This is a genomic window from Bradyrhizobium sp. SPXBL-04 (assembly GCF_051853035.1).
GTDB classification, from domain to species: Bacteria; Pseudomonadota; Alphaproteobacteria; order Rhizobiales; family Xanthobacteraceae; genus Bradyrhizobium; species Bradyrhizobium zhanjiangense.
In genome coordinates, this window is the sequence record NZ_CP182472.1 from 6,641,139 (window position 1) to 6,664,962 (window position 23,824).

Here is a 23,824-nt window from a genome sequence, read left to right on the forward strand (position 1 = left end):
CGTCGTAGCCCCTACCCCCGCGCCTTGCTCCAGTCGGGACCGACCGCGCCCGACACGCCTTCGAAGGCGCCGTCGACGAGCTCGAACACCAGGATACGGGCGGCGTCGACCGGGCCCGGCATGGTGACGCGGCCCTTGGGGACCGGCTTGAAGCCGACCCGGCTGTAATAGGGCTCGTCGCCGACCAGGAGCACGATGGCGTGGCCTTTTTCCTTGGCGTCCTTCAGCGCGCGCTCCATCAGGAGACGGCCGATGCCGCGGTCGCGGAACGGCGGCTCGACGGTGAGCGGCCCGAGCAGCAGCGCCGGCGTGTCGCCGATCAGGATCGGCAATTGCCTGACCGAGCCGACCAGCAGCGTGCCGATGCGCGCGGTGAAGGACAGTTCGAGCAGATGGTCGACGTGCTCGCGAATCCGATAGGCGCTGAGCACGAAGCGGCCGGGACCAAAGGTGCGCTCGTGCAGCCGTTCGATCGCCTGGGCGTCGCCGGCGGCCTCGGGAAGGATGGTGAGTGAGAGATCGGTCATGTCAGTTGGCGGGATAGCACCTGAACGCAGCGCGGTCCATCGGGCAGCAAAGATGCTCAGTTCCTTTTCAGCGCCGGCGGGAGAGGTGTTCACGACCAGTACAGCCCGCCCTCAGCGCCACGTCGCAATCAGGGGCTTGCCGCCCAGCACTTCCGCGATCCGCAGCCGTGTGCCGGGCGTGGTCCCCTCGGGCAGCGCCGTGATCGCGAAGAACCCGCATTCGACGATCTCGTGATTGGGCGCGGGCAGGCGGTCCTGGCTGAACTGCCTGACGACGTAGACCGCGACGTGGTCGCGGCGCGAGACGTGGCTGTTGAGGAAGATGCCGTGCAGCACGGCATCTCCGATCAGATCGATGTCGCCCTCCTCCTTGAGCTCGCGCCGCAGCGCGTGCGCCATGGTCTCGCCGAAATCGACGCCGCCACCGGGCAGGTACCAGCCGCTGACGTAGCTGTGCCTGACCAGGAACACCCGGTTCTCCGCGTCCAGCACCACGGCGCGGACGCCGAGCGTCATGCCGCGGACCAACAGGAAATAGACATGGAAGAGGCGCCGCAGCACCGGCTCGAATTTTCGTCGAATGGTGTTCAGACGTTCTCCCATCAGGCTTTCCTTGACACCCCCTTTTGAGGCCCTGCTTGCGCGCCGGCTGCGACCTTGCCATTACAGCGGAGCAATAGCGAGGCAATCGCGCGCCATGGCCCCCTTCACGCTCGCCCATCTGTCCGATCCGCATCTGCCGCCACTGCCGGAGCCGCGGCTGATCGAGCTCGCCGGCAAGCGCGCGCTCGGCTACGTCAACTGGACGCGCAATCGGCACAAATACCAGCGCCGTGAGGTGCTCGACACGCTGGTTGCCGACATGAAGGCGCAGGCGCCCGACCACATCGCGGTAACGGGCGATCTCGTCAACCTCGCGCTGGAAGCCGAATTCGCGCCGGCCCTGGCCTGGCTCGAAAGCGTCGGCCCGCCCGACCGCGTCACCGCGATCCCCGGTAATCACGATGCCTATGTCAGCGCGACGCGTCATCGTTTCGGCGAGACGTTCCTGCACTACATCGCCGCGGACACGCCCGACACCGTGGCTTTCCCAGCCGTCCGTCGGCGTGGGCCGCTGGCGCTGATCAGCCTGTCGACGGCGGTGCCGACCCTGCCGCTGATGGCGACGGGCACGCTCGGGCGCGATCAGCTCGCGTCGCTCGAACAGGTTCTCGACCGGCTCGCCGCGGAAGACGTCTTCCGCGTGCTGCTGGTGCACCACCCACTGAAATCCGTCGCGCGCCAGAAGCGGATGACGGACGCGGCCGAGCTGCTGGCACTGTTGAAACGCCACGGCGTCGAGTTGATCCTGCACGGCCACGACCACATTCATTCGACGATGTGGTTCGAGGGCCCGAACGGCAACATCCCTGCGGTCGGCGTGCCCTCCGCCTCCGCGCTCGCGCACGGACGCTACCCGGCGGCGGCGTATAATCTGTTCACGATCGAGAAGGACAATGCCGGCTGGCGTTGCGAGCAGACGGTGCGGAGCCTGGGGGTTGGATTCCAGATCGGACAGATCAAGCATACGCGGTTGATTTAGTTCACTGTCATTGCGAGCGCAGCGAAGCAATCCAGAGTCCCTCCGCGGAAAGATTCCTGGATTGCTTCGTCGCAAGGGCTCCTCGCAATGACGACGGAGGGAGCCTCACCAGCTCCGCAGCGCCGCCAGCACGGCGACGCCAAACAAGGCGGCGGCGCCGAGGATGAAGCCAAACACGAACGGCCACAGGCGCGAGCGGCGCGGCGGCTCGGTGGCCGGTGCTTGCGGTTCGGGCGGGACCACCATCGCATGCTCGCGCTCGATCATGCGACGCGCGACATAGTCGGTGACGGCCTCGACGATAACAGCGGTGTCGTGCGATTCGGCGAGCACGATGCGGCCGAAGCGGGTGTCCTGGACGAAGCGGTACAGCCGCTTGTCACGTCCCATCATGATATGGGCGACGACGTCGATCCAGAGCCTGGGCGTATCGCCCTGGCTGATGCCGCGGTCGAACAGGTCGATCTTATCAGGCACCTGCGCGAACAAGGGATCGAGCGCGTCGTTGAGGATTTCGAGCCGGGCCACCTCGGCGTCCCTGAGATCGACGACCACGCCGGTCCGGTCGGCGGCCTCGATCCGGGCGCGCAACAGCGCATCGCGCAGCCGCACCGGGCGCGGCTGGCTGGGATGGATTCCGCTGGTTTCGGGCTCTGACATTGTCGGCCTCGTCCTCAAACACCATGGTTAACCTATCAGCAACCACAGCGTCCGCAAAGGGCCCACAATTCCAGATACTTACGGCACCCACAGACGTTTCACCCGTGCCAAAAACAGACGATCCCACCCAGGCAGGGCCTGGATGGGACCATCCGTCCTTGGACGTCTTCTTAGTTCAGTGCGTCAGGCCGGGACCCGCGACGGCTCTTCCACGATGGAGAAGCGGACGCCGGCCTTGTGGCGGCTCTCCTCCGACACCTCGCGCCAACAGTCCTCGGCTTCCTTGCGGGTCTTGAACGGACCTTTGACCTGGGCCGAGCCTTCCACGAGCTTGTGGAAGTTCATCGAACCGAACTCGCCCCCGATCACCCAGAAATTGCTGCCTGTGGTCATTGTCAGTCTCCTGTCGAAGTGCCTGATGCGTTAGCCGAACTGGTTCATCGTGTTGTGGACGCCACCCGCCTTCAGGGCAGCTTCGCCGGCGAAGTACTCCTTGTGGTCGTCACCGATGTCGGAGCCGGCCATGTTCTGGTGCTTCACGCAGGCGATGCCCTGACGGATCTCGGCGCGCTGGACGTTCTTGACGTAGCCGAGCATGCCCTGCTCGCCGAAATACTCGCGTGCGAGATTGTCGGTCGAGAGCGCCGCCGTGTGATAGGTCGGCAACGTGATCAGATGGTGGAAGATGCCGGCACGCTTGGCCGAATCCGCCTGGAACGTGCGGATGCGCTCGTCGGCTTCCTTCGCCAGCGGCGTGTCGTCATACTCCGCCTTCATCAGCTCGGCGCGGTTGTACTGGCTGACGTCCTTGCCGGCTTCCTTCATCGCATCGTAGACCTGCCAACGGAAGTTGAGGGTCCAGTTGAACGACGGCGAGTTGTTGTAGGCCAGCTTCGCATTCGGAACGACCTTGCGGATGCGGTCGACCATCTTGGCGATCTGCTCGATATGCGGCTTCTCGGTCTCGATCCAGAGCAGGTCGGCGCCGTTCTGGAGCGAGGTGATGCAGTCCAGCACGCAGCGGTCTTCGCCGGTGCCGGGGCGGAACTGGTAGAGGTTGGAAGGCAGCCGCTTCGGACGCATCATCTTGCCGTTGCGGTTGATGATGACGTCGCCATTCTTGGCGTTCTCCGCCGTCACTTCCTCGCAATCCAGGAAGCTGTTGTACTGGTCGCCGATGTCGCCGGGCTTGTGGCTGACGGCGATCTGCTGCGTCAGGCCGGCGCCGAGCGAGTCGGTGCGGGTCACGACGACGCCGTCTTCGACGCCGAGCTCGAGGAAGGCGTGGCGGCAGGCCCGGATCTTCGCGAGGAAGACGTCATGCGGCACGGTGACCTTGCCGTCCTGATGGCCGCACTGCTTCTCGTCTGAGACCTGGTTCTCGATCTGAAGCGCGCAGGCGCCCGCCTCGATCATCTTCTTGGCGAGCAGATAGGTCGCCTCCGCGTTGCCGAAGCCGGCATCGATGTCGGCGATGACGGGCACGACGTGGGTCTGGAAGTTGTCGATCTTCCCGATCAGCTCCTTCTCCCTGACCTTGTCGCCTTCCTTGCGCGCCTTGTCGAGCGCGCGGAAGATGTCGTTGAGCTCGCGGGAATCCGCCTGACGCAGGAAGGTGTAGAGCTCCTCGATCAGCGCCGGCACCGAGGTCTTCTCGTGCATCGACTGGTCGGGCAGCGGGCCGAATTCGGAGCGCAGCGCGGCGATCATCCAGCCCGAGAGATACAGGTAGGTGCGATCGGTCTTGCCAAAGTGCTTCTTGACCGAGATCAGCTTCTGCTGGGCGATGAAGCCGTGCCAGCAGCCCAGCGATTGGGTGTACTTGGTGGGGTCGCCGTCATAGGCGGCCATGTCGGCCCGCATCAAGGCCGCGGTGTAGCGGGCGACGTCGAGGCCGGTCTTGAAGCGGTTCTGCAGGCGCATGCGTGCGACGGCCTCGGCCGTCACCCCGTTCCAGGTCGGCTGGGTCTTAAGAAGCGTCTGAGCCGCCTCGACCTCGCTCTGATACGAAGCCGGGCGCAGGAGGGGGCTGATGCCGCGGGGCTGATAATTCATGGCCTGATCCTTTTCGCTGACGACGGCTGTTTTGCCATCGACATTTTTGACAGTGCATTGCGAAATGCGTGTCAGGAGCTAAACGCGAAAACGGAAACTTCGTACAGGTGCCTTGTTTTTTATTGGTGATGTCATGTAACATCGGAACATGTAATAGATGTTATTTTGTAAATCTTGTTAAAAATTTGGGTCAATGAGACTGTCCTTAATGCACACGGAGACTGAAATGGCCGCCGATTCCGGCAAGAAACTCTTCGTCGGTCCGCGCTTCCGGCGGATCCGGCAGCAGTTGGGGCTGTCGCAGACCCAGATCGCCGAAGGGCTCTCGATCTCGCCGAGCTATGTCAACCTGATCGAGCGCAACCAGCGCCCGGTGACGGCGCAGATCCTGCTGCGGCTGGCCGAGACCTATGACCTCGACCTGCGCGACCTCGCCACCGCCGACGAGGACCGCTTCTTTGCCGAGCTCAACGAGATCTTCTCCGATCCGTTGTTCCGCCAGATCGACGTTCCCAAGCAGGAGCTGCGCGACCTCGCCGAGCTCTGCCCGGGCGTGACCCATGCGCTGCAACGGCTCTATGCGGCCTATACCGAGGCGCGTCAGGGCGAAACGCTGGCGGCGGCGCAAATGGCCGACCGCGACGTTGGCACGCGCTACGAGGCCAACCCGGTCGAGCGCGTGCGCGAGCTGATCGAGGCCAATCGCAACTATTTCCCGGAGCTGGAGCAGGCCGCGGAAACTCTTCGCGACGAGTTGAACGTGCCCGCCGAAGGGCTCTACGCGGCGCTGGCCGCGCGCTTGCGCGAAAAGCATTCGATCCAGACCCGCATCATGCCCGTCGACGTGATGCGCGAGACGCTGCGGCGGTTCGACCGCCACCGTCGCCAGCTCCTGATTTCCGAGCTCGTCGACCCGCCCGGCCGCGCATTCCAGCTCGCCTTCCAGCTGGGCCTAGGTGAATGCGCGCAGCATCTGGAGACCATCATCGGTCGATCCGGGCCGCTCGACGACGCGCCGCGGCGACTGTTCCGCATCACGCTCGGCAATTACTTTGCAGCCGCTGTCATGATGCCCTACCCGGCATTCCTCGCCGCGGCCGAGGCGCTCAATTACGACATCCACGTGCTGGCGCAACGCTTCAATTCCGGCTTCGAGCAGGTCTGCCATCGCCTTACGACATTGCAGCGGCCGAACGCGCGCGGCATTCCGTTCTTCCTGCTCCGTGTCGACAATGCCGGCAACGTCTCGAAGCGCTTCTCGTCAGGCACGTTCCCGTTCTCGAAATTCGGCGGCACCTGCCCCTTGTGGAACGTGCACTCGACCTTCGACACGCCGGACCGCCTGCTCAAGCAGGTGATCGAGCTTCCCGACGGCACGCGCTATTTCTCGATCGCGCAGATGGTGCGCCGCCCGGTCGCGCCGCATCCGCTGCCACAGCCACGCTTCGCCATCGGCCTCGGCTGCGAGATCCGTCACGCCGCGCGCCTGACCTACGCCGCGGGCATCGACCTGGAGAAGACCGAAGGCACGCCGATCGGCGTCAACTGCCGTCTCTGCGAGCGCGAAAACTGCGCCCAGCGCGCCGAGCCGCCGATCACGCGCACGCTGATCCTGGACGAGACGACGAGAAGGGTGAGTTCGTTTGCGTTTTCGAATGCACGGGAGTTGTGAGCGCGGCTGCTTCCACGTCATTGCGAGCGAAGCGAAGCAATCCAGACTGTCTCCGCGGTGACAGCCTGGATTGCTTCGTCGCCAGCGCAAAATTGCTTCGCAATTTTGTCGCGGGCTCCTCGCAATGACGAAGGGCCTACGCCAGCGTATGCACGATCACCGGCCCGGCCACGGCGCGGGCGTCGCCGGCGAGCAGCGGCCCCAGATCCTTCTCGATCCAGGCGATCGCGCGCCGGTTCGCCTCCTCCGCCTGCTCGAACTTGTCGAAGATCGAGATCGCGGTCACCGTGTCGTCGCCGGCATAGACGACGTAATAGGCGCGGAAACCGTCGACGTCGCTGATGATCGGAACGGCGCCGTCCTTGATGCGGCGCGCCAGCTCTTCCGCACTCCCGCTTTTCGCCTTGGCCTGACGGATGGCGGCATACATGGCATCCTCCTTCCGGCTACTGATGTGAGGGCCCGGTGCCCGAAGCGGATGTTACGCCGAAGCGCGCCGCCAATCCACGCTTGGTTAACCCCGCCCTAATCCGCCTCCACGATCTGCAACCAAGGATTAAGCACGCCTCAACATCGGTGCCTTAGTCTTGCCCCACTCACTTTTCGCAAACAACGGTGGCCTATCCTGCCGGCGAAGTGAGATCAGGGGGTTCATCATGCGCATTGCGTTGCTGCTGACCGCAACCATCGTCGGCGCGCTCTTCGCCAATCCATCCATTGCCGGATCGCTCGATGCGTCCACTGACGCAGCGCAGCCGCTGCCGCCAGGCTTCCAGAGCTACCGCGGCTACATGTTCGACCTGTCCGAGAATCGCGACCGCAAGGATGTCGACAAGCTCACCGACAATCTGAAGAGCCAGATCGACGTCGTCGAAGGCGTCGGCCTGTCGCCGCGCGTGCTGCGCTTCTTCCACACCGTTCCGATCGTCGCGAGCGAGCTGGCCTGCCTCGACGAAGGTGCCGCGACCGCGTGCTACGGCCGGGTCACGCCGGACATCCAGCGCAGCGCGCCCCGGACGCTGACGGTCTGGGACCCCGGCAAGCAGCGCTGGACCAATCCCAATGCCATCGATCTCGCGGTCGATTCGGGCCTCGGCGTGATCATGCTGCGGCCCGACATGATGCGTTACGAGAAGGAGGCCGTGCTGCTGCACGAGCTGCTGCACGCCTATCACGCGCGGCTGTTGCCGGACGGCTACGCCAACAAGGGCGTGATCGCCTACTATGCCCTGGCCAAGTCCAAGGACCTGCTGCCCAAGGAATCCTATGCGCTGAAGAATCCCATGGAGTTCTTTGCCGTGACCGCGAGCATCTTCCTCTCCGGAAAGAGCGAATTCCACGATCCGAAGTCGCGCGAGACGCTCAAGGAGAAGATGCCGGACTATTACAAATATCTGGTCGGCGTGTTCGGCTTCGATCCCGACCCGGCAGCCTCGAGCGGTCCGGTCGCCTCGCTGAAGTGAGGCAGACGTCGCGCGTCCTGCGCCAGACCACATCAGAGCCGCGCGAAATGCGCGGCTTTTTTGTTTTGTCAGCCGGAAGCTGCGGATGACGCGCAGGCGGCAATTGCCAAGGCGGGGCTCGATCTGCATAGTCCCGCCCGCATCGATACCGTTTTCGAAGGGGATAGAACAACATGGCGGACGCCGACCTGGATGTCGTGATCCGGCAACTGGCCAGACAGCTGCATACGGGCCTAATGACCCGCGCCAAGGAGCGGCGGGATCGCTTCAACGGCCTTGCGGCCAAGGCCAAGGGCAAAGAGACCAGCGACCGCTTCAAGATGATGGCCAAGGCCACCCTGGAGCAGGCCACCGCCGCCGCCAAGCGCCTGCAGATGTCCGCCGACAACGTCGCCGACAGCTACGCCCGCGCCATGCGCCTCGCCGCCAGCACGCCGGTTGCGGCCAAGGTGGAGAAGAAGGCGAAGGAAGAGAAGCCGGCGAAGAAGGCTGCCAAGGCGAAGAAGGCAAAAGCCAAGAAGGCGAAGTAAGGCGCGGAGCTCGCACTTTACCTCGCCCCGCTTGCGGTCCGCTTGCGGGGAGAGGGAGAGAACTCCCATCACCTTCTCGGCCCGGCGAGCCGGGTCGGCTCGACATTCGAAAGCTCGGCGAGCTTGGCGCGCGCGGCCTCGCGCGTGCGGGCGTCCTTGCCGGCGGGCAGCGCCAGCGTGGCTTCGAAATCGGCGCGCGCGTCATCCGCTTGGCCGCGGGCGAGGAACGCCAGGCCCCGGTCGAGGCGGGCCTGCGCGTCCGAGGGATCGAGGCGGACCGCCGTGCTGTAGCTCAGGATGGCGCGGTCGAGATCGCCCTTGGCGGCGAGCGCGAGACCGCGCTGGTGATAGGGCGCGGCGAGCTTCGGATCATGCGCGATCGCCTCGTCATAATCCGCGATGGCAAGCTCGAGGTCGCCGTTCTGCCGGCGCGCCAGCGCCCGGTCGCGATAGAGCGAGGCGCGGTTGGGATTGAGGTGGATGGCCTCGTCGAAATCGGCGATCGCCCGCCTGAAGTCGCCGTGGCGCAGCGCGATCCGTCCGCGGCCCTCATAGGCGAAGGCGATCAGCGAGCCGCGCAGCGGCGAGAAGCCGATCACGGCCGAGCAGATGTCGGGATCGTCCTCGTCGCCGCAATTGACGACCATGTGCGTGGACAGCCCAATGAGCACGCAAAGGACGATCAGCAATGGTACGGCAGCTCTGGTCATCTTCGACGCTGGCCGGCTGAGGTCCGGCCACGCATCCCCTTTCGAAGAAATGGTCTCGCCGCGGTGTTAGCACCGGCGCCGGGGAATTTGTGTGCGCCAGGTCACAAAGCCTGGCGCAAATTCCAGCCGGTTCCGCGTCAGCCCCAAGGACCACGTGAAGGAGAGGAGCGGCCCCACGGGCTTCGCGGCGGATAGTTCTCGTTGGCGCCGACCGACGGCGCCTGCGCGCCGAGCTCGGCCGCGAGCTGTTGAAGCGCCGCGATGCGGTTCTGGGTCGAGGGATGGGTGGCGAACAGATTGTCGACGCCGTGGCCCGACAGTGGATTGATGATGAACATGTGCGCGGTTGCGGGGTTTCGCTCCGCTTCCAAGTTCGGCACCTGATGCGCGGCGCCCTCGATCTTCACCAGCGCGGACGCCAGCCACATCGGCTGTCCCGCAATGCGCGCGCCGAGATTGTCGGCGGCATATTCGCGCGTGCGGCTGATCGCCATCTGCACCAGCATGGCGCCGAGCGGGGCGAGGATCATCATCAGGATCGAGCCGACGATGCCCAGACCATTGTTGTTGTCACGGTGGCCGCCGAAGAACATGCCGAACTGCGCCAGCATGGAGATCGCGCCGGCGATGGTCGCGGTAACAGTCATCAGAAGCGTGTCGTGATTCTTGATATGCGCGAGCTCGTGCGCGATCACGCCGGCGAGCTCCTCGCGGCTGAGCTGGTTCATCAGGCCCGTGGTGACGGCAACCGCGGCGTTCTCGGGGTTGCGTCCGGTCGCGAACGCGTTGGGCTGCGGCTCGTCCATCAGGAACACGCGCGGCATCGGCAAGCCGGCGCGGCCGGCAAGCTCGGCGACGAGACCGACCAGCTCCGGCGCGCTGGCACGATCGACCTCATGGGCGCCGTACATCGAGAGCACCATGCGATCGGAGTTCCAGTAGGTGAAGAGATTGGTCGCGGCGGCAATGACGAGCGCGATCATGGAGCCCGAGGCACCGCCGATCAGATAGCCCACGCCCATGAACAGGGCAGTGAGGCCTGCGAGCAGCATTGCGGTACGAAGATAGTTCATGGCCGTCTCCTGGCGCGGCCGCGCCGCTGGAGGCATTGCCGGCCGGCAAGCCTGAGGTAGGGATGACCCCGGCCCGGGTGCAAGGTTTCAAGGTGCGTCGCGGGGCCGCGGCTATTGTGGGAAGAGGTCATTCGGGGTCACCCAATGGGCCCGGACTGACGAAGGGAATGGCTCGGCCGCTTTCATTCCTTTAGACTGCGGCAGATTCCTCCTCCCCTCCGGAAACCTCATGCTCCTGACCCGATGTGCGATCGCGACCATTGCTCTCGTCGCGTGCTCCTTTGCTGCCTCCGCCCAGTTCGCGCCAACGCCCGCCAAGCCCGTGGCGCCGAAGGCGCCCTCGCCGCGCGCGGCATCGTGCCACAATGGCGCGAGCTTCGATCGCTTCCTGGCCGACGTGAAGCAACAGGCGGTGGCCGCCGGCGTGTCGCAGCGCACGATCGCGGAAGCCTCGCCGTATCTCGTCTATGACCAGGGCATCGTCAATCGCGACCGCGGCCAGCGCGTGTTCGGTCAGCTCTTCACCGAATTTGCCGGCCGCATGGCCGCACCCTATCGCATGCAGAACGGACAGCAGCACATCAAGCAATACGCTGCCGCATTCGCGCGCGCCGAAAAGGAATATGGCGTGCCGCCGGCCGTGATCGCCGCCTTCTGGGGGCTGGAGAGCGACTTCGGCGCCAACATGGGCAATCTGCCGACGCTGAAATCGCTGGTGTCGCTCGCCTATGACTGTCGCCGCTCCGAGATGTTCGTGAACGAGACCATCGCCGCACTGAAGATCATCGACCGCGGCGATTTGAACCCCGAGGAGATGATCGGCTCCTGGGCCGGCGAGCTCGGACAGACTCAATTCCTGCCCGTGCATTATGTCAACTACGCGGTCGATTATGACGGCGACGGGCGGCGCGACCTGCTGCGCTCGGGACCCGACGTGATCGGCTCGACCGCGAATTACATCGCCAATGGATTGAAATGGCGGCGCGGCGAGCCGTGGTTGGAAGAGATCAAGGTGCCGCAAAACCTGCCGTGGGATAAGACCGATCTCACGGTGCGAGAGCCACGCTCGACCTGGGCCCAGCTCGGGGTGACCTATCCCGACGGACGGCCGCTGCCGAATGACAATCTCGCGGGGTCCGTGCTGCTGCCGATGGGGCGCTTTGGACCAGCCTTCATGGCGTATGCGAATTTCGCGGCTTACACCGAGTGGAATAACTCGCTGATCTATTCGACCACCGCGGGCTATCTCGCCTCGCGCATCGCTGGCGCCCCGCCAATGCGCAAGCCAATGACGCCGGTGGCGCAGCTGCCGTTCAACGAGCTCAAGGAATTGCAGCAATTGCTGGTGCGTGCCGGCTTCAATGTCGGCAAGGTCGACGGCGTGCTCGGCCAGCAGAGCCGCGCCGCGGTGAAGGCGATGCAGATCAAGTACGGCCTGCCGGCCGATTCCTGGCCGACCGCGGAGCTCTTGGCACGCATGCGCGGCGGCACGGCGCAGGCGCAGCCAGCGAGCGTGTTACGATAGCGGTCCATCCGCTGTCATGCCCCGCGAAAGCGGGCATCCAGTACGCCGCAGCCCATCGGTTCAGCCACAGCCGTCGCGGCGTACTGGATCGCCCGGTCAAGTGTTCAGCCCGGGGACATGACCGACGGGTGTTCGGGGACATAGCCGACACATCATAGTGCAGGGATTTGGCGGTAAAGGAGGCCAAGTCCATGCCCTGGCGAGAGGTGTCGGTGATGGATCAGCGGCGGGAGTTCGTGCGGCTTGCGATGCAGGAGGGAGCGAACCGGCGGGAGCTCTGCCGGCGGTTCAATATCCATCCCGACACGGGCTACAAGTGGCTTGCCCGATGGCAAGCGGATCAGAATGTCAACGACCGCTCGCGCCGACCGCATGCGAGCCCGGGACAGACCGATTGCGAGCTCGAGGCACGTATTCTCGCGGTGCGCGATGCCCATCCGGCATGGGGAGCTCGCAAGATAGCTCACTGCCTGGAGCGCAATGGTTTGCGTTCGCCAGCAGTCTCAACAGTTCATCAGATCTTGCGTCGGTCTGGCCGCATCAAGCCTCCGATCGGCGGCCCGATGGCAAGCCAGCGTTTCGAGATGCCGGCCCCCAATCTGTTGTGGCAGATGGACTTCAAAGGCTGGGTTCGGCTCGGCAATGATACCCAGTGCCATCCTCTGACGGTGGTGGATGACCACTCCCGCTATGATCTGTGTCTGCAGGCCTGTGCCGATCAACGCACAGATACCGTGCGCAGCCGCCTGGAGAAGACCTTTCGCCACTACGGGCTCCCGGAGGCCTTCTTCGTCGACAATGGTTCGCCCTGGGGTGATCCTTCCGGCGAGCGATGGACACGGTTCTCGGTGTGGCTGCTCAAGCTTGGCGTCGCCGTCATCCGCAGCCGCCCATATCACCCGCAAAGCCGCGGCAAGAATGAACGATTCCACCGCACCCTCGCGGCTGAGGTGTTCGCACTGCGACAGTTCCGCGATCTCGCAGAGACGCAGCGTGCCTTCGACGCCTGGCGGGAAGTCTACAACTTCGAACGGCCACACGAGGCGCTCGGACAACAGGTCCCGGCCAGTCGATATCGGCCCAGCCAGCGACCAATGCCCGATCGATTGCCACAGGTCGAATACGACAGCCATGAGATCGTGCGCCGCGTCTCCACGACCAAGGCCTATGTCAGCTTCAAGGGACGTCTGTGGAAAGTGCCACAGGCCTTCCGTGGCGAGCGCCTCGCCATCCGCCCCTCGGCAAACGATGCGCAATACGGGATCTTCTTTGCCGCCCACCAAATCGCTATCATCGACTTGGCGAGCGGAGAAAGTGTCGGCTATGTCCCCGAACACCCGTCGGTCATGTCCCCGGGCTGAACATCAAGCCGGGCGATGAGAGAATTTTCGCATCGCACAAGCCGCTTCCGCGATTGTATTTTTCCATGACGTTCCCATGTGAGTGGCTCAGGTTTTCTCCTGAGGTTTCCCACCATCACAGCGAGCATCACATGTCCTTCTACGACGCCGTCGTCCCCGCCTATTTGCAAATGCTGAATAGCCTCACCGGCCTGCTCACCAAGGCGGAGGCGCATTGCGCGGCCAAAAAGATCGACCCCGGCGTCCTGCTCGGGTCCCGCCTCTTCCCGGACATGCTGCCGCTGTCGAAGCAGATCCAGCTCGTCAGCGATTTCGCCACCAAGGGCTGCGCGCGGCTGACCCACAGCGACGTGCCGTCGACGCCCGACACGGAGACCAGCTTCGCGGAATTGAAGCAGCGGCTGGCGAAGACGATCGACTATGTGAAGTCGTTCAAGCCCGAGCAGTTCGAAGGTGCCGACGTCAAGGACGTCACCTTCCCGGCCGGTCCGGACAAATCCATCACCATGAAGGGCCAGCAATTCCTGAGCGCGTTCTCGCTGCCCAACTTCTATTTCCACGCCGCAATCGCCCACGGTATTTTGCGCCACAACGGGGTCGAGATCGGCAAACGCGATTTCCTCGGCGCGAACTGATTTGCCAAATCGCACGGCCGCGTAGCGGAATTTCCCTGCCGCGGCCGAAATTGCACATGAATCATGCTACGCGGCCTTGCCGCGTAGCTCGCCTGCAGTTTGAGTATGGCTCCGCCCTTGCGCCTGATGTCGCGATGCACAAGTGTTCGTGACCTCTCATTGCCTGGAAACATTCCCCATGAGCCGTCCGACCAAATTGTTTGAGACCTACAAGCTCGGCCCGATCACGCTGGCCAACCGCCTGGTGATGGCGCCGCTGACGCGCAACCGTGCCGCGCCCGGCACGTTCGTGCCCAGCCCTCTCGCCGCCGATTATTACAGCCAGCGCGCCTCCGCCGGGCTTCTGATCACCGAAGCGAGCCAGGTCTCGCAGCAAGGTCAGGGCTACCAGGACACGCCCGGCATCTATTCCAAGGACCAGGTCGCCGGCTGGCGCAAGGTCACCGATCGCGTGCATGAGCGCGGCGGCAAGATCTTCATCCAGCTCTGGCATGTCGGCCGCATCTCGCATGTCGATCTCCAGGCGAATGGCGCAGCCCCGGTGGCGCCGAGCGCGATCCGCGCCAAAGGCAAGACATTCGTGAACGGCACCTTCGCCGACGTCTCCGAGCCGCGCGCGCTCGAGCTCTCCGAAATTCCTGGGATCATCGACGACTTCAAGCGTGCGACGAAGAATGCGCTCGAGGCCGGTTTCGACGGCGTCGAAATCCATGGCGCAAATGGCTATCTGCTCGACCAGTTCGCCCGCGACGGCGCCAACAAGCGCACCGATGCCTATGGCGGCTCGATCGAGAACCGCGCACGGCTGATGCTCGAGGTCTCCAAGGCGGTTGCAACTGAAGCCGGCGCCGACCGCACCGGCATCCGCATCTCGCCGGTGACGCCGGCCAACGACCTCTCCGACTCCAATCCGCAAGCCTTGTTCGATCACATCGTCGACGGTCTCAGCGCGCTCAAGCTGGTCTATCTCCACGTGGTCGAGGGCGCCACCGGCGGTCCGCGCGACATCGCGCCGTTCGACTATGCATCCTTGCGCAAGCGCTTTGCCGGCGCCTACGTCGCCAACAACGGCTACGATTTCGATCTCGCCACCAAGGTGCTGGACGCGGACGCGGCCGACCTGATCGCCTTCGGCAAGCCCTTCATCTCCAACCCCGACCTGGTCGAGCGGCTGAAGCAGGGCGTAGGCCTGAACGATTGGGACAAGGCCACATTCTACGGCGGCGGCGCCAAGGGGTACACGGATTACCCGACGCTGGCGGCCGAGCCGGCGGAGTAAGGCGCATACGCTGTCATGCCCCGCCACCGGGTCTCGCCTCCGGCGAGCCCGATGGCGGGCTCCGGCGGGACATCCAGTACGCCGCATCTTCTCGATTCAATCACGACCGTCTCTGGAATACTGGATCGCCCGCCTTCGCGGGCGATGACACCGAATGTGTGGGACGCTTGTGCCACAAGCTCGTCATTGCGAGGAGTTCGCGACAAAATTGCGGAGCAATTTTGCGCTGGCGATGAAGCAATCCAGACTGGCTCCGCGGAAAGACTCTGGATTGCTTCGCTGCGCTCGCAATGACGGCGCGGTTGCAGGGTGCGCTCACCAACAAAGAAGGTCGGGGTTGCACCCGGCCTGTACCTGCCGGCAGACTCACGCCAATGCGCGTGTCTCAGTTTCTGCAGTCACCATGCGTTCCACGATGCGACGCATGCGCTGCGGGGCGGCATCGATGGCGAGGCGGATGGTCTTGGCATTGGGGCGCGCCTGCACGACCTCCTCGATGCGCTCCAGAATCTCCTTGTCCTCGTTAAAGGCGATACGGAAATCGGCGTGCAGGCGCTGATCGACATCGGCATCGTCAAGCGCAAAATTGCGCACATGAAGCCAGTGATCGATGCAGATGTGATCGTCGACCGGCGTGATGAAGTGGCATGCGAAGATGCGCAATCCCTTCCCTCGGTCCGTGGCATCGACGATCTTGCCGGCGTCCGCGCTGCCGAAATCGATCACTGCGATACAAGGCGCAATATAGTCGTAATAGTGCCAGCGATCGACATTGCCGGCGAAATTGCCGTGCTTGGCGAACAGCGGGATCGGCGGCGCGTTCCTGATCCACCGCCACACCAGCACGCCATCCTCGGAAAAAGTGTGCTCGACCGGAATGTCTTCGCTGGCCGAATTGCCGAGCGTCGACAGGTGGACGAAGCTGACATGCGCGGGATCGCAGAGATTGTCGGCGAGGTTGAGATAGTTGGTTTCGATTCGAAGAGCGTCTCCTTCCGCCGCATGCCAGTCGCTCTGACCGTATTGCGGCAGATCATAAATCCGCGACGGGTCGGCGAGCGCGGGATCGCCGGGCCAGATCCAGACCAGTCCCATCTTCTCCCTGAGCGGATAGGACGACACCCGTGCATTCGGCGGGATCATCGGCTGACCCGGAATCCGGACACAGCGCCCGTTGGCCCCAAATGTCATTCCGTGATAGCCGCACTCGATTGCATCGCCCTTGAGCTTGCCCATCGACAGCGGCGCCAATCGATGTGGACATGCGTCGTCGAGCGCAACGACGCCGCCCGCTTCGCTGCGGTAGACGACAAGGTCCATGCCGAGAATGCGGTGGCGCGACAGCGTGCGCGTGACGTTGCGCGACCACGTCAGCGGGTACCAGGTGTTGCGGGGAGCAAGCAGGTTCATGCGGCACCTCTAGTTCTTGAGCTTGGCCATCACCTCGGCGTCGGCGGGCTGGTAGTCGGCGCCGTCGACATAGCGCCAGTCGGTCATCACGCCCTGGCCGTCCCGTACTGCGAGCCTGCCGACATAGACGCCCATGGTGGATTGATGGTCGATCGCACGGAAGGCGATCGGCCCCACCGGCGTGTCGACCTTCAGATGCTCCATCGCCTTGATCAGATCATCGGTCTTGGTGGAGCCGGCCATCTCGATCGCCTTCGCGAGAACCAGCGTGTTGGTGTAGCCGATGAGTGCGCCGATGTTGGGCGGCTCTTTGAAACGAGCGACATAAGCTTGCAGGAACGCATCATGGGCCGGGGTCTTGATCTCGCTCCAGGGATATCCGGTGACCAGCCAACCGGGCGGCGCCTCGTCCCTCAGCGGCGCGAGATATTCCGGCTCCCCGGAGAGGATGCTGACGACAGCGCGGTTTGCGAACGCCTTGCGCGTCGACCCCTCGCGCACGAACTTGGCGAGGTCGGCCCCGAATGTCGCGTTGAAGATGGCGTCCGGGCTCTCCGCCATCATCGCCTGCACGACCGCACCTGCATCGATCTTGCCGAGAGGCGGCCATTGTTCGGAGACGAATTCGACGTCGGGCTTCAATCGCTTCAGTTCGCGCTTGAAGCTCGCCACCGCCGCCTGACCAAACTCGTAGTTCGGTGCAATCGTCGCCCAGCGCCGCGCGGGGAACTTGGCCGCCTCCTTTGCGAGGATGGACGCCTGGGTATACGTGCTCGGCCGCAGCCTGAACGTATAGCGATTGCCCTTCTCCCAGATGAGGGCGTCAGTCAGGGGCTGTGAGGCGAGGAAGAATGTCCGCTTCTGCTTGGCGAAATCGGCGACGGCGAGGCCAACATGGGAGAGGATCGTGCCCGTCAGGAGCTCGACCTGCTCACCGTCGACGAGCTGACCGGCTGCGGTGATGGCGACGTCCGGTTTGCCGGCGTCGTCACGGGCGATGATCTCGAGCTTGCGGCCGAGCACGCCGCCTTTGCCGTTGATCTCGTCGCGCGCGAGCTCCCAGCCCTGGCGGTAGCCGCGGGTCCCCAGCGGGAGGGCCGAATAGCTTGAGATCTCTCCGATCCTGATCGGCGGCGGCTCTGTCGCCCGACCTGCGCCGCAGGCCACCGCCAGGACAAGTCCGACGAACTTCGCAACAGCCGAAATGCGCATATCAGCCTCCCGCCATTGGGACCAGCTTATGTATGTAGTACTTACTACATAGCGAATACCAAGAGCTAATGATTGTCAATGGCGAAGAAATCGGCGGGCTTGCCAAAAAGACGGCAAGCCCCATCCTGCTGGTTGTGATTCCCTGGGATACGCGATGCCCAACGATACAGAGCCGCCAGCCCGCACACTGGCCGGCCCGCGCCTCAAGCGGCCAGCCAAGCGGACAAAGGCTTCAACGGTTCGACGGACGCGAGCGCCCGATCAGACCCGCGAGGCCATTCTGCGTGCGGCCGTCGCCGAGTTCGCCCGCGAAGGCTATGGCGGCGCGCGGGTCGATCGCATCAGCAAGGCCGCCAAGAGCAACGACCGGATGCTCTATTATTACTTCAAGAGCAAGGAGAAGCTCTTTCATCAGGTCATCGAGCATTGCTATGCCGATCTGGTCGCGTCGGAAGAGGCGCTCGATCTCGACTTTTCCAGCCCGCGCCAGGCGCTGGCGGCACTCGTCGCCTTCAATTGGAACTACTATTGGGCCCACCCGGAGCTATTGAGCATTCTCGCTACGGAGAATCTCTTCAAGGGTCGTCACGTCAAGAACAACATCCGCCGCAGCTTCGCCAATACCCAACTGGGCATGCTGGAGCGCGTGCTCCAGAGCGGCATCGAACGGCGTGAGTTCAGGCCGGACTGTGACCGCCTCCACCTCTATCTGTCGATCCTATCGCTGACCTATTTCTACCGCGCCAACCTCTATACGCTGTCGAGCTACATGCAGACCGACCTCGCCGATCAGGAGATGCGGAGGGCGTGGCTTGCACATGTGCAGGCCATGATCGAGGATCTGGTGAGACGGAAGGAGTGAAGGCGCGCGCTACAGGCTCATCATGGCGAGCGCAGCGAAGCAAACCAGAATCCTTCCGCGGCGACAGTCTGGATTGCTTCGCTGCGCTCGCAATGACGGTGTGGAGACAGCGCGCCGAACTCCAGAAAAAGGAGAAAGGCCGGGATCGCTCCCGGCCTTTCGTGCTTGATGCCTTACGCGCCGCTTACTTCGCTTCCGCGCGCTTGGGCGGGGTGGCCGGCCACGACTTGATCAGCGTGTCGTAGTCGACCGTCTCGCCCTTCGGCTTCTCGTTGGCGAGCTTGCGCTGCGGCGCAATCGTGCCGTCCTTCTGGGCCTTGGCGAACCAGTATTCGGCCGACTCCTTCTTGTGCAGCTTCGGACCGCAGGCGCCCTGCACGCCGGACTTCTCCAGGCGCTCCATGACGGAGTCCTGGGCGGCCGCAAGGGCATCCATCGCGGCTTGCGGCGTCTTCGCACCGGACGACGCATCGCCGATGTTCTGCCACCAGAGCTGCGCGAGCTTCGGATAGTCGGGCACGTTGTTGCCGGTCGGGGTCCACTGCACGCGGGCGGGCGAACGGTAGAACTCGATCAGGCCGCCGAGCTTCGGCGCACGTTCCGTGAAGGACTTATCCCAGATGTCGGATTCACGGATGAAGGTGAGACCGACATGGCTCTTCTTCAGGCTCACCGACTTGGAGACGATGAACTGGAGATAGAGCCAGGCTGCCTTGCGGCGGTCCGCCGGAGTCGACTTCAGCAGCGTCGCGGAGCCGGCGTCCTGGTAGCCGAGCTTCATGCCTTCCTTCCAGTACGAGCCATGCGGCGACGGAGCCATGCGCCATTTTGGCGTACCGTCCGCGTTCACCACCGGCAGACCCGGCTTCACCATGTCGGCGGTGAAGGCGGTGTACCAGAACATCTGCTGGGCGATGTTGCCCTGCGCCGGCACCGGGCCGGCCTCCGAGAAGGTCATGCCCTGCGCCTGCGGCGGCGCGTACTTCTTCAGCCACTCGAGATACTTGGTGATCGAGTAGACCGCGGCCGGGCCGTTGGTGTCGCCACCACGCTCCACCGAGGAGCCGACCGGACGGCAGCCTTCCATACGGATGCCCCACTCGTCGACCGGCAGGCCGTTCGGAATGCCCTTGTCACCGTTGCCGGCCATCGACAGCCAGGCGTCGGTGAAACGCCATCCGAGCGAGGGGTCCTTCTTGCCATAATCCATATGGCCGTAGACCTTGACGCCGTTGATCTCCTTGATGTCGTTGGTGAAGAACTCGGCGATGTCCTCATAGGCGGACCAGTTCACGGGCACGCCGAGCTCGTAGCCATACTTGGCCTTGAACTTGGCCTTGTAGTCGGGATTGGTGAACCAGTCGTAGCGGAACCAGTAGAGGTTGGCGAACTGCTGATCGGGAAGCTGATATAGCTTGCCGTCCGGCCCCGTGGTGAACGACTTGCCAATGAAGTCGTTGACGTCGAGCATGGGATCGGTGACGTCCTTGCCCTCGCCGGTCATGTAATCCGACAGCACGATGGTCTGGCCGTAGCGGAAGTGCGTGCCGATCAGGTCGGAATCGTTGATCCAGCCGTCATAGACGTTCTTGCCCGACTGCATCTGGGTCTGGAGCTTCTCGACGACGTCACCTTCCTGGATGAGGTCGTGCTTGAGCTTGATGCCGGTGAGCTCGGAGAACGCCTTGGCCAGCGTCTGCGATTCATATTCGTGCGTCGTGATGGTCTCGGAGACGACGTTGATCTCCATGCCCTTGAAGGGTTCGGCGGCCTTGGCGAACCATTCCAGCTCCTTCTTCTGGTCTTCCTTCGACAGCGTCGAGGGCTGGAATTCCGCGATCCACTTCTGGATCACGGCGTCGTCGGCGGCGCGAACCGGCGCCGAGACAGCGAACGACACCGCAACAATCGCGGCGACGCTGGACATGGTCAGAAAGCTATTCTTGGTCAATGGACCTTTCCTTCTCCTAAACTGTCGCATGTTATTCCTCCGTTGCAGCGACAAACTTTTATACAGGCCCGGGTTGGTCCCGGATCTGGCCGTCCCTTCGCGAGCTTCAGACCGTGCGGAAAATGAGCACGGCCGTGGCCAGCGAAATTCCTGACGCGAGCCACAGGCTCGAGATCTCAAAACCCTCCTCACCGATCGGCAGCGTGGCGATCGCATCGGTGCCGACGAGGCCGATCCACACGAGGTGAATGACGGCGGCCGCGATCAGCGAGATGAACAGGCGGTCGCCGCGCGTGGTCGGAATGCTGAGTACGCCGACGCGCTCGGCCTCGGGATAGACCGCGGCAAGCCACGTCATCACGGCCAGCGTGCAGGCGAGCGCGGCGAAGAAGATCGCGGTCGGCAGCGTCCAAGCCATCCATGCGATTGATTCCATGCCCGCCTCCTTACACGCGACCGAGCGCAAAGCCGCGCGCGATATAGTTGCGGACGAACCAGATCACGAGCGCGCCCGGAATGATGGTGAGCACGCCGGCGGCGGCGAGCAGGCCCCAGTCCATGCCGGCGGCCGACACCGTGCGCGTCATGATCGCGGCGATCGGCTTGGCCTGCACCGAGGTCAGCGTGCGTGCGAGCAGGAGCTCGACCCAGGAGAACATGAAGCAGAAGAACGCGGCGACGCCGATGCCGCTCGCGATCAGCGGCACCAGGATCCTGATGAAGAAGCGCGGGAACGAATAGCCGTCGAGGAAGGCAGTCTCGTCGATCTCGCGCGGCACGCCGGAGACGAAGCCTTCGAGGATCCACACCGCCAGCGGTACGTTGAAGATGCAGTGCGCCAGCGCGACCGCCCAGGGCGTATCGAACAGGCCGATCGCCGAATAGAGGTTGAAGAACGGCAGCGCATAGACCGCGGCCGGCGCCATGCGGTTCGACAAGAGCCAGAAGAACAGGTGCTTGTCACCGAGGAAGCGGTAACGCGAGAACGCGTAGGCCGCCGGCAGCGCCACCGCGATCGAGATGATGGTGTTGAGAACGACGTATTCTAGCGAGTTGATGTAGCCGGAATACCAGCTCTCGTCGGTGAAGATGCGCTTGTAGTGCTGCAGCGTCGGGGTGTGCGGCCACAGCGTCATCGTCGAGACGATCTCGCTGTTGGTCTTGAAGCTCATGTTGACGAGCCAGTAGATCGGCAACAACAGGAAGATCAGGAACAGCCCCATGACGAGGCGGCGGCCGGGGATCGAATGCATCAGGCCACTCCTTCCTTAGGCTTGAGCGCGGGCACGGGCTTGAGCCCAGCCACAGGCTTGGGCTCCACCGCCGGCTCGCTCTCCGCCTGGACTTTGCGTTCGACGCCGGCATTGGTCATGACGGTGTAGAAGATCCAGCAAACGATCAGGATGATCAGATTGTAGACCAGCGACAGCGCGGCGGCCTTGCCGAGGTCGAACTGGCCGAGCGCAATCTTGACCAACTCGATCGACACGAAGGTCGTGGAGTTGCCGGGCCCGCCGCCGGTGACGACGAAGGGCTCGGTGTAGATCATGAAACTGTCCATGAAGCGCAACAGCACAGCGATCAAGAGCACGCGGTTCATCTTCGGCAGCTGGATCGCCTTGAACACGGCCCAGCGCGAGGCGCCGTCGATTTGGGCGGCCTGGTAATAGGCTTCGGGAATCGACTTCAGGCCGGCATAGCAGAGCAGCGCGACGAGGCTGGTCCAGTGCCAGACATCCATCACGATGACGGTGACCCAGGCGTCGATGTCGTTGGAGACGTAATTGTAGTCGAAGCCCATCGCGTTGAGGACATAGCCGAGCAGGCCGATGTCCGGACGGCCGAAGATCTGCCAGATCGTGCCGACCACGTTCCACGGAATCAGCAGCGGCAGCGCGAGGATCACGAGGCAGGCCGCGACGGTCCAGCCCTCGCGCGGCATCGACAGCGCGACGACGATGCCGAGCGGCACCTCGATGGCGAGGATCACCAGCGAGAAAAACAGATTGCGGCCGAGCGAGGCGAGGAAGCGGCCGCCGAGATCGGTCGAAGGATCGAGCAGCTCCTTGAACCAGCCGACGCCGTTCCAGAAGAACTGATTGTTGCCGAAGGTGTCCTGCATCGAATAGTTCACCACCGTCATCAGCGGCAGCACCGCCGAGAAGGCGACGACCAGGAACACCGGCAGCACCAGGAACCAGGCTTTTTGGTTGACGGTCTTGTCCATCAGGCGGCTCCCTCCACCAGAAGGCTGTCGGCATAGACGTGGACATGCAACGGATCGAATTGCAGCCCGGCGTTGCCATCCGGGCTGGTGAAGCCGCCAGGGGCGCGCGCCGCGAGCTTTGCGTCCCCGAGCCGCGCTCGCGCGAAACGGATGCGACCGAGATCGTCGATGCGCTCGATCTTCGCGGTGAGCAGGTCGGGCGCGGGCGCGACGACCTCGACGAATTCGGGACGGACGCCGATCTCGATCTTCGCGCCCGAAGGCAGATTGTCGTAGCTGCGGTTGAGCGCGATGACATGGCCGCCGATCCGCGCCTCGCGTCCCCTCACCTCCGCGGGCAGGATGTTCATGCCGGGCGAGCCGATGAAATAGCCGACGAAGGTGTGCGCCGGCTTGTCGAACAGTTCGGCCGGCGTGCCGCTCTGCACCACGCGGCCGTCATGCATGACGACCACGGTGTCGGCAAAGGTCAGCGCCTCGGTCTGGTCATGGGTGACGTAGATCATCGTGAGATCGAGCTCGCGATGCAGCGCCTTCAGCTTGGAGCGGAGCTGCCATTTCAGCTCCGGATCGATCACCGTCAGCGGCTCATCGAACAGCACGGCGGCGACGTCGGAGCGGACGAGGCCGCGGCCAAGCGAGATCTTCTGCTTGGCGTCGGCCGTGAGCCGCGTCGCCTTGCGGTTCAGATAGGGTTCGAGATCGAGCAGGCGGCCGATCTCGGCAACGCGCTTGTCGATTTCGGCCTTCGGCACGCCGCGGTTCTTCAGCGGAAACGCCAGGTTCTGCCCCACCGTCATGGTGTCGTAAATCACCGGAAACTGGAATACCTGGGCGATGTTGCGCTTCTGGGTTGACAGCGGTGTGATGTCCACCCCGTCGAACATGATCCTTCCGCGCGAGGGCGTGATGATGCCGGAGATGACGTTGAGCAGCGTGGTCTTGCCGCAGCCGGACGGCCCGAGCAGCGCATAGGCGCCGCCCTGCCGCCAGGTCATGGTGACGGGCTTCAGCGCAAAGCTTTCCGGCGCGGCATCATTGCCGCCGTAGGAGTGCGCGAGATCGACGAGGTCAATGCGGGCCATGTCGC

24 protein-coding genes are annotated in these 23,824 nt (G+C 63.8%); 9 read left to right on the forward strand and 15 right to left on the reverse strand.

Annotated elements, in window-relative coordinates; translation table 11 throughout:
* Positions 1-11 precede the first annotated feature (11 nt).
* Together ACNJX8_RS31945 and ACNJX8_RS31950 are read right to left on the reverse strand one after the other, a co-directional pair.
* Positions 12-527, reverse strand: coding sequence for a GNAT family N-acetyltransferase (locus ACNJX8_RS31945; RefSeq protein WP_128935627.1), 516 nt, complete (start codon positions 525-527; stop codon positions 12-14).
* 111 nt (positions 528-638) lie between these two features.
* Complete coding sequence (locus tag ACNJX8_RS31950; RefSeq protein WP_439358036.1) at positions 639-1,130, reverse strand: NUDIX domain-containing protein; 492 nt, start codon at positions 1,128-1,130, stop codon at positions 639-641.
* 94 nt (positions 1,131-1,224) lie between these two features.
* On the opposite strand from ACNJX8_RS31950, the gene ACNJX8_RS31955 reads away from it, so the two are divergent.
* Positions 1,225-2,109, forward strand: coding sequence for a metallophosphoesterase family protein (locus ACNJX8_RS31955; RefSeq protein ID WP_439358037.1), 885 nt, complete (start codon positions 1,225-1,227; stop codon positions 2,107-2,109).
* 105 nt (positions 2,110-2,214) lie between these two features.
* Here the strand turns inward: ACNJX8_RS31955 and ACNJX8_RS31960 are convergent, their stop codons facing one another.
* From ACNJX8_RS31960 to ACNJX8_RS31970, 3 genes are all read right to left on the reverse strand, one after another.
* Entirely contained in the window at positions 2,215-2,769 is a 555-nt protein-coding gene (locus ACNJX8_RS31960) for a hypothetical protein (RefSeq protein WP_164939188.1), read from the reverse strand.
* A gap of 183 nt (positions 2,770-2,952) precedes the next feature.
* Positions 2,953-3,162 (reverse strand): DUF4170 domain-containing protein, encoded by a 210-nt coding sequence (locus ACNJX8_RS31965; protein WP_128935631.1) that lies wholly within the window; start codon positions 3,160-3,162, stop codon positions 2,953-2,955.
* A gap of 30 nt (positions 3,163-3,192) precedes the next feature.
* Positions 3,193-4,824 (reverse strand): isocitrate lyase, encoded by a 1,632-nt coding sequence (locus ACNJX8_RS31970; protein ID WP_128935632.1) that lies wholly within the window; start codon positions 4,822-4,824, stop codon positions 3,193-3,195.
* A 226-nt stretch (positions 4,825-5,050) separates the two neighbouring features.
* Between ACNJX8_RS31970 and ACNJX8_RS31975 the strand changes: the two genes are divergently transcribed.
* Positions 5,051-6,496: a helix-turn-helix domain-containing protein gene (locus ACNJX8_RS31975; RefSeq protein ID WP_128935633.1), complete on the forward strand. Its 1,446-nt coding sequence runs from the start codon at positions 5,051-5,053 to the stop codon at positions 6,494-6,496.
* Positions 6,497-6,632: 136 nt separating this feature from the next.
* On the opposite strand, the gene ACNJX8_RS31980 is transcribed toward ACNJX8_RS31975, so the two are convergent.
* The gene (locus ACNJX8_RS31980) at positions 6,633-6,926 is read right to left on the reverse strand and encodes an antibiotic biosynthesis monooxygenase (protein WP_249760223.1); all 294 of its coding nucleotides are present in this window, start codon (positions 6,924-6,926) and stop codon (positions 6,633-6,635) included.
* Between the two features lie 226 nt (positions 6,927-7,152).
* Between ACNJX8_RS31980 and ACNJX8_RS31985 the strand changes: the two genes are divergently transcribed.
* Positions 7,153-7,959: a hypothetical protein gene (locus ACNJX8_RS31985; RefSeq protein WP_249760222.1), complete on the forward strand. Its 807-nt coding sequence runs from the start codon at positions 7,153-7,155 to the stop codon at positions 7,957-7,959.
* A 173-nt stretch (positions 7,960-8,132) separates the two neighbouring features.
* A complete protein-coding gene (locus tag ACNJX8_RS31990; RefSeq protein WP_091898092.1) occupies positions 8,133-8,489 on the forward strand; it encodes a hypothetical protein in 357 nt (118 codons plus the stop codon).
* A 68-nt stretch (positions 8,490-8,557) separates the two neighbouring features.
* Here ACNJX8_RS31990 and ACNJX8_RS31995 read toward each other — a convergent pair whose 3' ends face one another.
* Positions 8,558-9,199: a tetratricopeptide repeat protein gene (locus tag ACNJX8_RS31995; RefSeq protein WP_439358038.1), complete on the reverse strand. Its 642-nt coding sequence runs from the start codon at positions 9,197-9,199 to the stop codon at positions 8,558-8,560.
* Positions 9,200-9,336: 137 nt separating this feature from the next.
* Complete coding sequence (gene htpX, locus ACNJX8_RS32000) at positions 9,337-10,272, reverse strand: zinc metalloprotease HtpX (protein WP_439358039.1); 936 nt, start codon at positions 10,270-10,272, stop codon at positions 9,337-9,339.
* Between the two features lie 229 nt (positions 10,273-10,501).
* On the opposite strand from htpX, the gene ACNJX8_RS32005 reads away from it, so the two are divergent.
* The 4 genes from ACNJX8_RS32005 to ACNJX8_RS32020 all read left to right on the forward strand — a co-directional run bounded on the left by ACNJX8_RS32005 (position 10,502) and on the right by ACNJX8_RS32020 (position 15,072).
* Positions 10,502-11,797 carry a lytic murein transglycosylase gene (locus ACNJX8_RS32005; RefSeq protein ID WP_439358040.1) on the forward strand — a complete coding sequence of 432 codons (1,296 nt, stop codon included), beginning with the start codon at positions 10,502-10,504 and terminating at the stop codon, positions 11,795-11,797.
* 191 nt (positions 11,798-11,988) lie between these two features.
* Positions 11,989-13,158: an IS481 family transposase gene (locus tag ACNJX8_RS32010; RefSeq protein ID WP_128936665.1), complete on the forward strand. Its 1,170-nt coding sequence runs from the start codon at positions 11,989-11,991 to the stop codon at positions 13,156-13,158.
* A 131-nt stretch (positions 13,159-13,289) separates the two neighbouring features.
* Positions 13,290-13,793: a DUF1993 domain-containing protein gene (locus tag ACNJX8_RS32015; protein WP_439358041.1), complete on the forward strand. Its 504-nt coding sequence runs from the start codon at positions 13,290-13,292 to the stop codon at positions 13,791-13,793.
* A gap of 178 nt (positions 13,794-13,971) precedes the next feature.
* The gene (locus ACNJX8_RS32020; RefSeq protein WP_439358042.1) at positions 13,972-15,072 is read left to right on the forward strand and encodes an alkene reductase; all 1,101 of its coding nucleotides are present in this window, start codon (positions 13,972-13,974) and stop codon (positions 15,070-15,072) included.
* A 366-nt stretch (positions 15,073-15,438) separates the two neighbouring features.
* On the opposite strand, the gene ACNJX8_RS32025 is transcribed toward ACNJX8_RS32020, so the two are convergent.
* Together ACNJX8_RS32025 and ACNJX8_RS32030 are read right to left on the reverse strand one after the other, a co-directional pair.
* On the reverse strand, positions 15,439-16,482 hold the full coding sequence (locus ACNJX8_RS32025) for an aromatic ring-hydroxylating dioxygenase subunit alpha (protein WP_439358043.1): 1,044 nt from the start codon (positions 16,480-16,482) through the stop codon (positions 15,439-15,441).
* A gap of 9 nt (positions 16,483-16,491) precedes the next feature.
* Positions 16,492-17,688, reverse strand: coding sequence for an ABC transporter substrate-binding protein (locus tag ACNJX8_RS32030; protein ID WP_439362006.1), 1,197 nt, complete (start codon positions 17,686-17,688; stop codon positions 16,492-16,494).
* 160 nt (positions 17,689-17,848) lie between these two features.
* Between ACNJX8_RS32030 and ACNJX8_RS32035 the strand changes: the two genes are divergently transcribed.
* Positions 17,849-18,556 carry a TetR family transcriptional regulator gene (locus ACNJX8_RS32035; RefSeq protein ID WP_439358044.1) on the forward strand — a complete coding sequence of 236 codons (708 nt, stop codon included), beginning with the start codon at positions 17,849-17,851 and terminating at the stop codon, positions 18,554-18,556.
* 184 nt (positions 18,557-18,740) lie between these two features.
* On the opposite strand, the gene ACNJX8_RS32040 is transcribed toward ACNJX8_RS32035, so the two are convergent.
* The 5 genes from ACNJX8_RS32040 to ACNJX8_RS32060 all read right to left on the reverse strand — a co-directional run bounded on the left by ACNJX8_RS32040 (position 18,741) and on the right by ACNJX8_RS32060 (position 23,819).
* Positions 18,741-20,483: an ABC transporter substrate-binding protein gene (locus ACNJX8_RS32040; RefSeq protein WP_164934424.1), complete on the reverse strand. Its 1,743-nt coding sequence runs from the start codon at positions 20,481-20,483 to the stop codon at positions 18,741-18,743.
* Positions 20,484-20,613: 130 nt separating this feature from the next.
* Positions 20,614-20,943, reverse strand: a complete 330-nt coding sequence (locus ACNJX8_RS32045) for a DUF2160 domain-containing protein (RefSeq protein WP_128935646.1) — start codon at positions 20,941-20,943, stop codon at positions 20,614-20,616.
* Positions 20,944-20,953: 10 nt separating this feature from the next.
* Positions 20,954-21,760, reverse strand: a complete 807-nt coding sequence (locus ACNJX8_RS32050) for a carbohydrate ABC transporter permease (RefSeq protein ID WP_128935647.1) — start codon at positions 21,758-21,760, stop codon at positions 20,954-20,956.
* Complete coding sequence (locus ACNJX8_RS32055; protein ID WP_128935648.1) at positions 21,760-22,734, reverse strand: carbohydrate ABC transporter permease; 975 nt, start codon at positions 22,732-22,734, stop codon at positions 21,760-21,762. Before ACNJX8_RS32055 ends, ACNJX8_RS32050 begins: the two co-directional genes overlap by 1 nt.
* Entirely contained in the window at positions 22,734-23,819 is a 1,086-nt protein-coding gene (locus ACNJX8_RS32060) for an ABC transporter ATP-binding protein (RefSeq protein WP_439358045.1), read from the reverse strand. Before ACNJX8_RS32060 ends, ACNJX8_RS32055 begins: the two co-directional genes overlap by 1 nt.
* Positions 23,820-23,824: the final 5 nt, after the last annotated feature.

Coding starts and splice junctions, on each gene's coding strand:
- ACNJX8_RS31945 (WP_128935627.1), bottom strand. CDS start 527: ATGACCGATCTCTCACTCACCATCCTTCCCGAGGCCGCCGGCGACGCC.
- ACNJX8_RS31950 (WP_439358036.1), bottom strand. CDS start 1,130: ATGGGAGAACGTCTGAACACCATTCGACGAAAATTCGAGCCGGTGCTG.
- ACNJX8_RS31955 (WP_439358037.1), top strand. CDS start 1,225: ATGGCCCCCTTCACGCTCGCCCATCTGTCCGATCCGCATCTGCCGCCA.
- ACNJX8_RS31960 (WP_164939188.1), bottom strand. CDS start 2,769: ATGTCAGAGCCCGAAACCAGCGGAATCCATCCCAGCCAGCCGCGCCCG.
- ACNJX8_RS31965 (WP_128935631.1), bottom strand. CDS start 3,162: ATGACCACAGGCAGCAATTTCTGGGTGATCGGGGGCGAGTTCGGTTCG.
- ACNJX8_RS31970 (WP_128935632.1), bottom strand. CDS start 4,824: ATGAATTATCAGCCCCGCGGCATCAGCCCCCTCCTGCGCCCGGCTTCG.
- ACNJX8_RS31975 (WP_128935633.1), top strand. CDS start 5,051: ATGGCCGCCGATTCCGGCAAGAAACTCTTCGTCGGTCCGCGCTTCCGG.
- ACNJX8_RS31980 (WP_249760223.1), bottom strand. CDS start 6,926: ATGTATGCCGCCATCCGTCAGGCCAAGGCGAAAAGCGGGAGTGCGGAA.
- ACNJX8_RS31985 (WP_249760222.1), top strand. CDS start 7,153: ATGCGCATTGCGTTGCTGCTGACCGCAACCATCGTCGGCGCGCTCTTC.
- ACNJX8_RS31990 (WP_091898092.1), top strand. CDS start 8,133: ATGGCGGACGCCGACCTGGATGTCGTGATCCGGCAACTGGCCAGACAG.
- ACNJX8_RS31995 (WP_439358038.1), bottom strand. CDS start 9,199: ATGACCAGAGCTGCCGTACCATTGCTGATCGTCCTTTGCGTGCTCATT.
- htpX (WP_439358039.1), bottom strand. CDS start 10,272: ATGAACTATCTTCGTACCGCAATGCTGCTCGCAGGCCTCACTGCCCTG.
- ACNJX8_RS32005 (WP_439358040.1), top strand. CDS start 10,502: ATGCTCCTGACCCGATGTGCGATCGCGACCATTGCTCTCGTCGCGTGC.
- ACNJX8_RS32010 (WP_128936665.1), top strand. CDS start 11,989: ATGCCCTGGCGAGAGGTGTCGGTGATGGATCAGCGGCGGGAGTTCGTG.
- ACNJX8_RS32015 (WP_439358041.1), top strand. CDS start 13,290: ATGTCCTTCTACGACGCCGTCGTCCCCGCCTATTTGCAAATGCTGAAT.
- ACNJX8_RS32020 (WP_439358042.1), top strand. CDS start 13,972: ATGAGCCGTCCGACCAAATTGTTTGAGACCTACAAGCTCGGCCCGATC.
- ACNJX8_RS32025 (WP_439358043.1), bottom strand. CDS start 16,482: ATGAACCTGCTTGCTCCCCGCAACACCTGGTACCCGCTGACGTGGTCG.
- ACNJX8_RS32035 (WP_439358044.1), top strand. CDS start 17,849: ATGCCCAACGATACAGAGCCGCCAGCCCGCACACTGGCCGGCCCGCGC.
- ACNJX8_RS32040 (WP_164934424.1), bottom strand. CDS start 20,483: ATGTCCAGCGTCGCCGCGATTGTTGCGGTGTCGTTCGCTGTCTCGGCG.
- ACNJX8_RS32045 (WP_128935646.1), bottom strand. CDS start 20,943: ATGGAATCAATCGCATGGATGGCTTGGACGCTGCCGACCGCGATCTTC.
- ACNJX8_RS32050 (WP_128935647.1), bottom strand. CDS start 21,760: ATGCATTCGATCCCCGGCCGCCGCCTCGTCATGGGGCTGTTCCTGATC.
- ACNJX8_RS32055 (WP_128935648.1), bottom strand. CDS start 22,734: ATGGACAAGACCGTCAACCAAAAAGCCTGGTTCCTGGTGCTGCCGGTG.
- ACNJX8_RS32060 (WP_439358045.1), bottom strand. CDS start 23,819: ATGGCCCGCATTGACCTCGTCGATCTCGCGCACTCCTACGGCGGCAAT.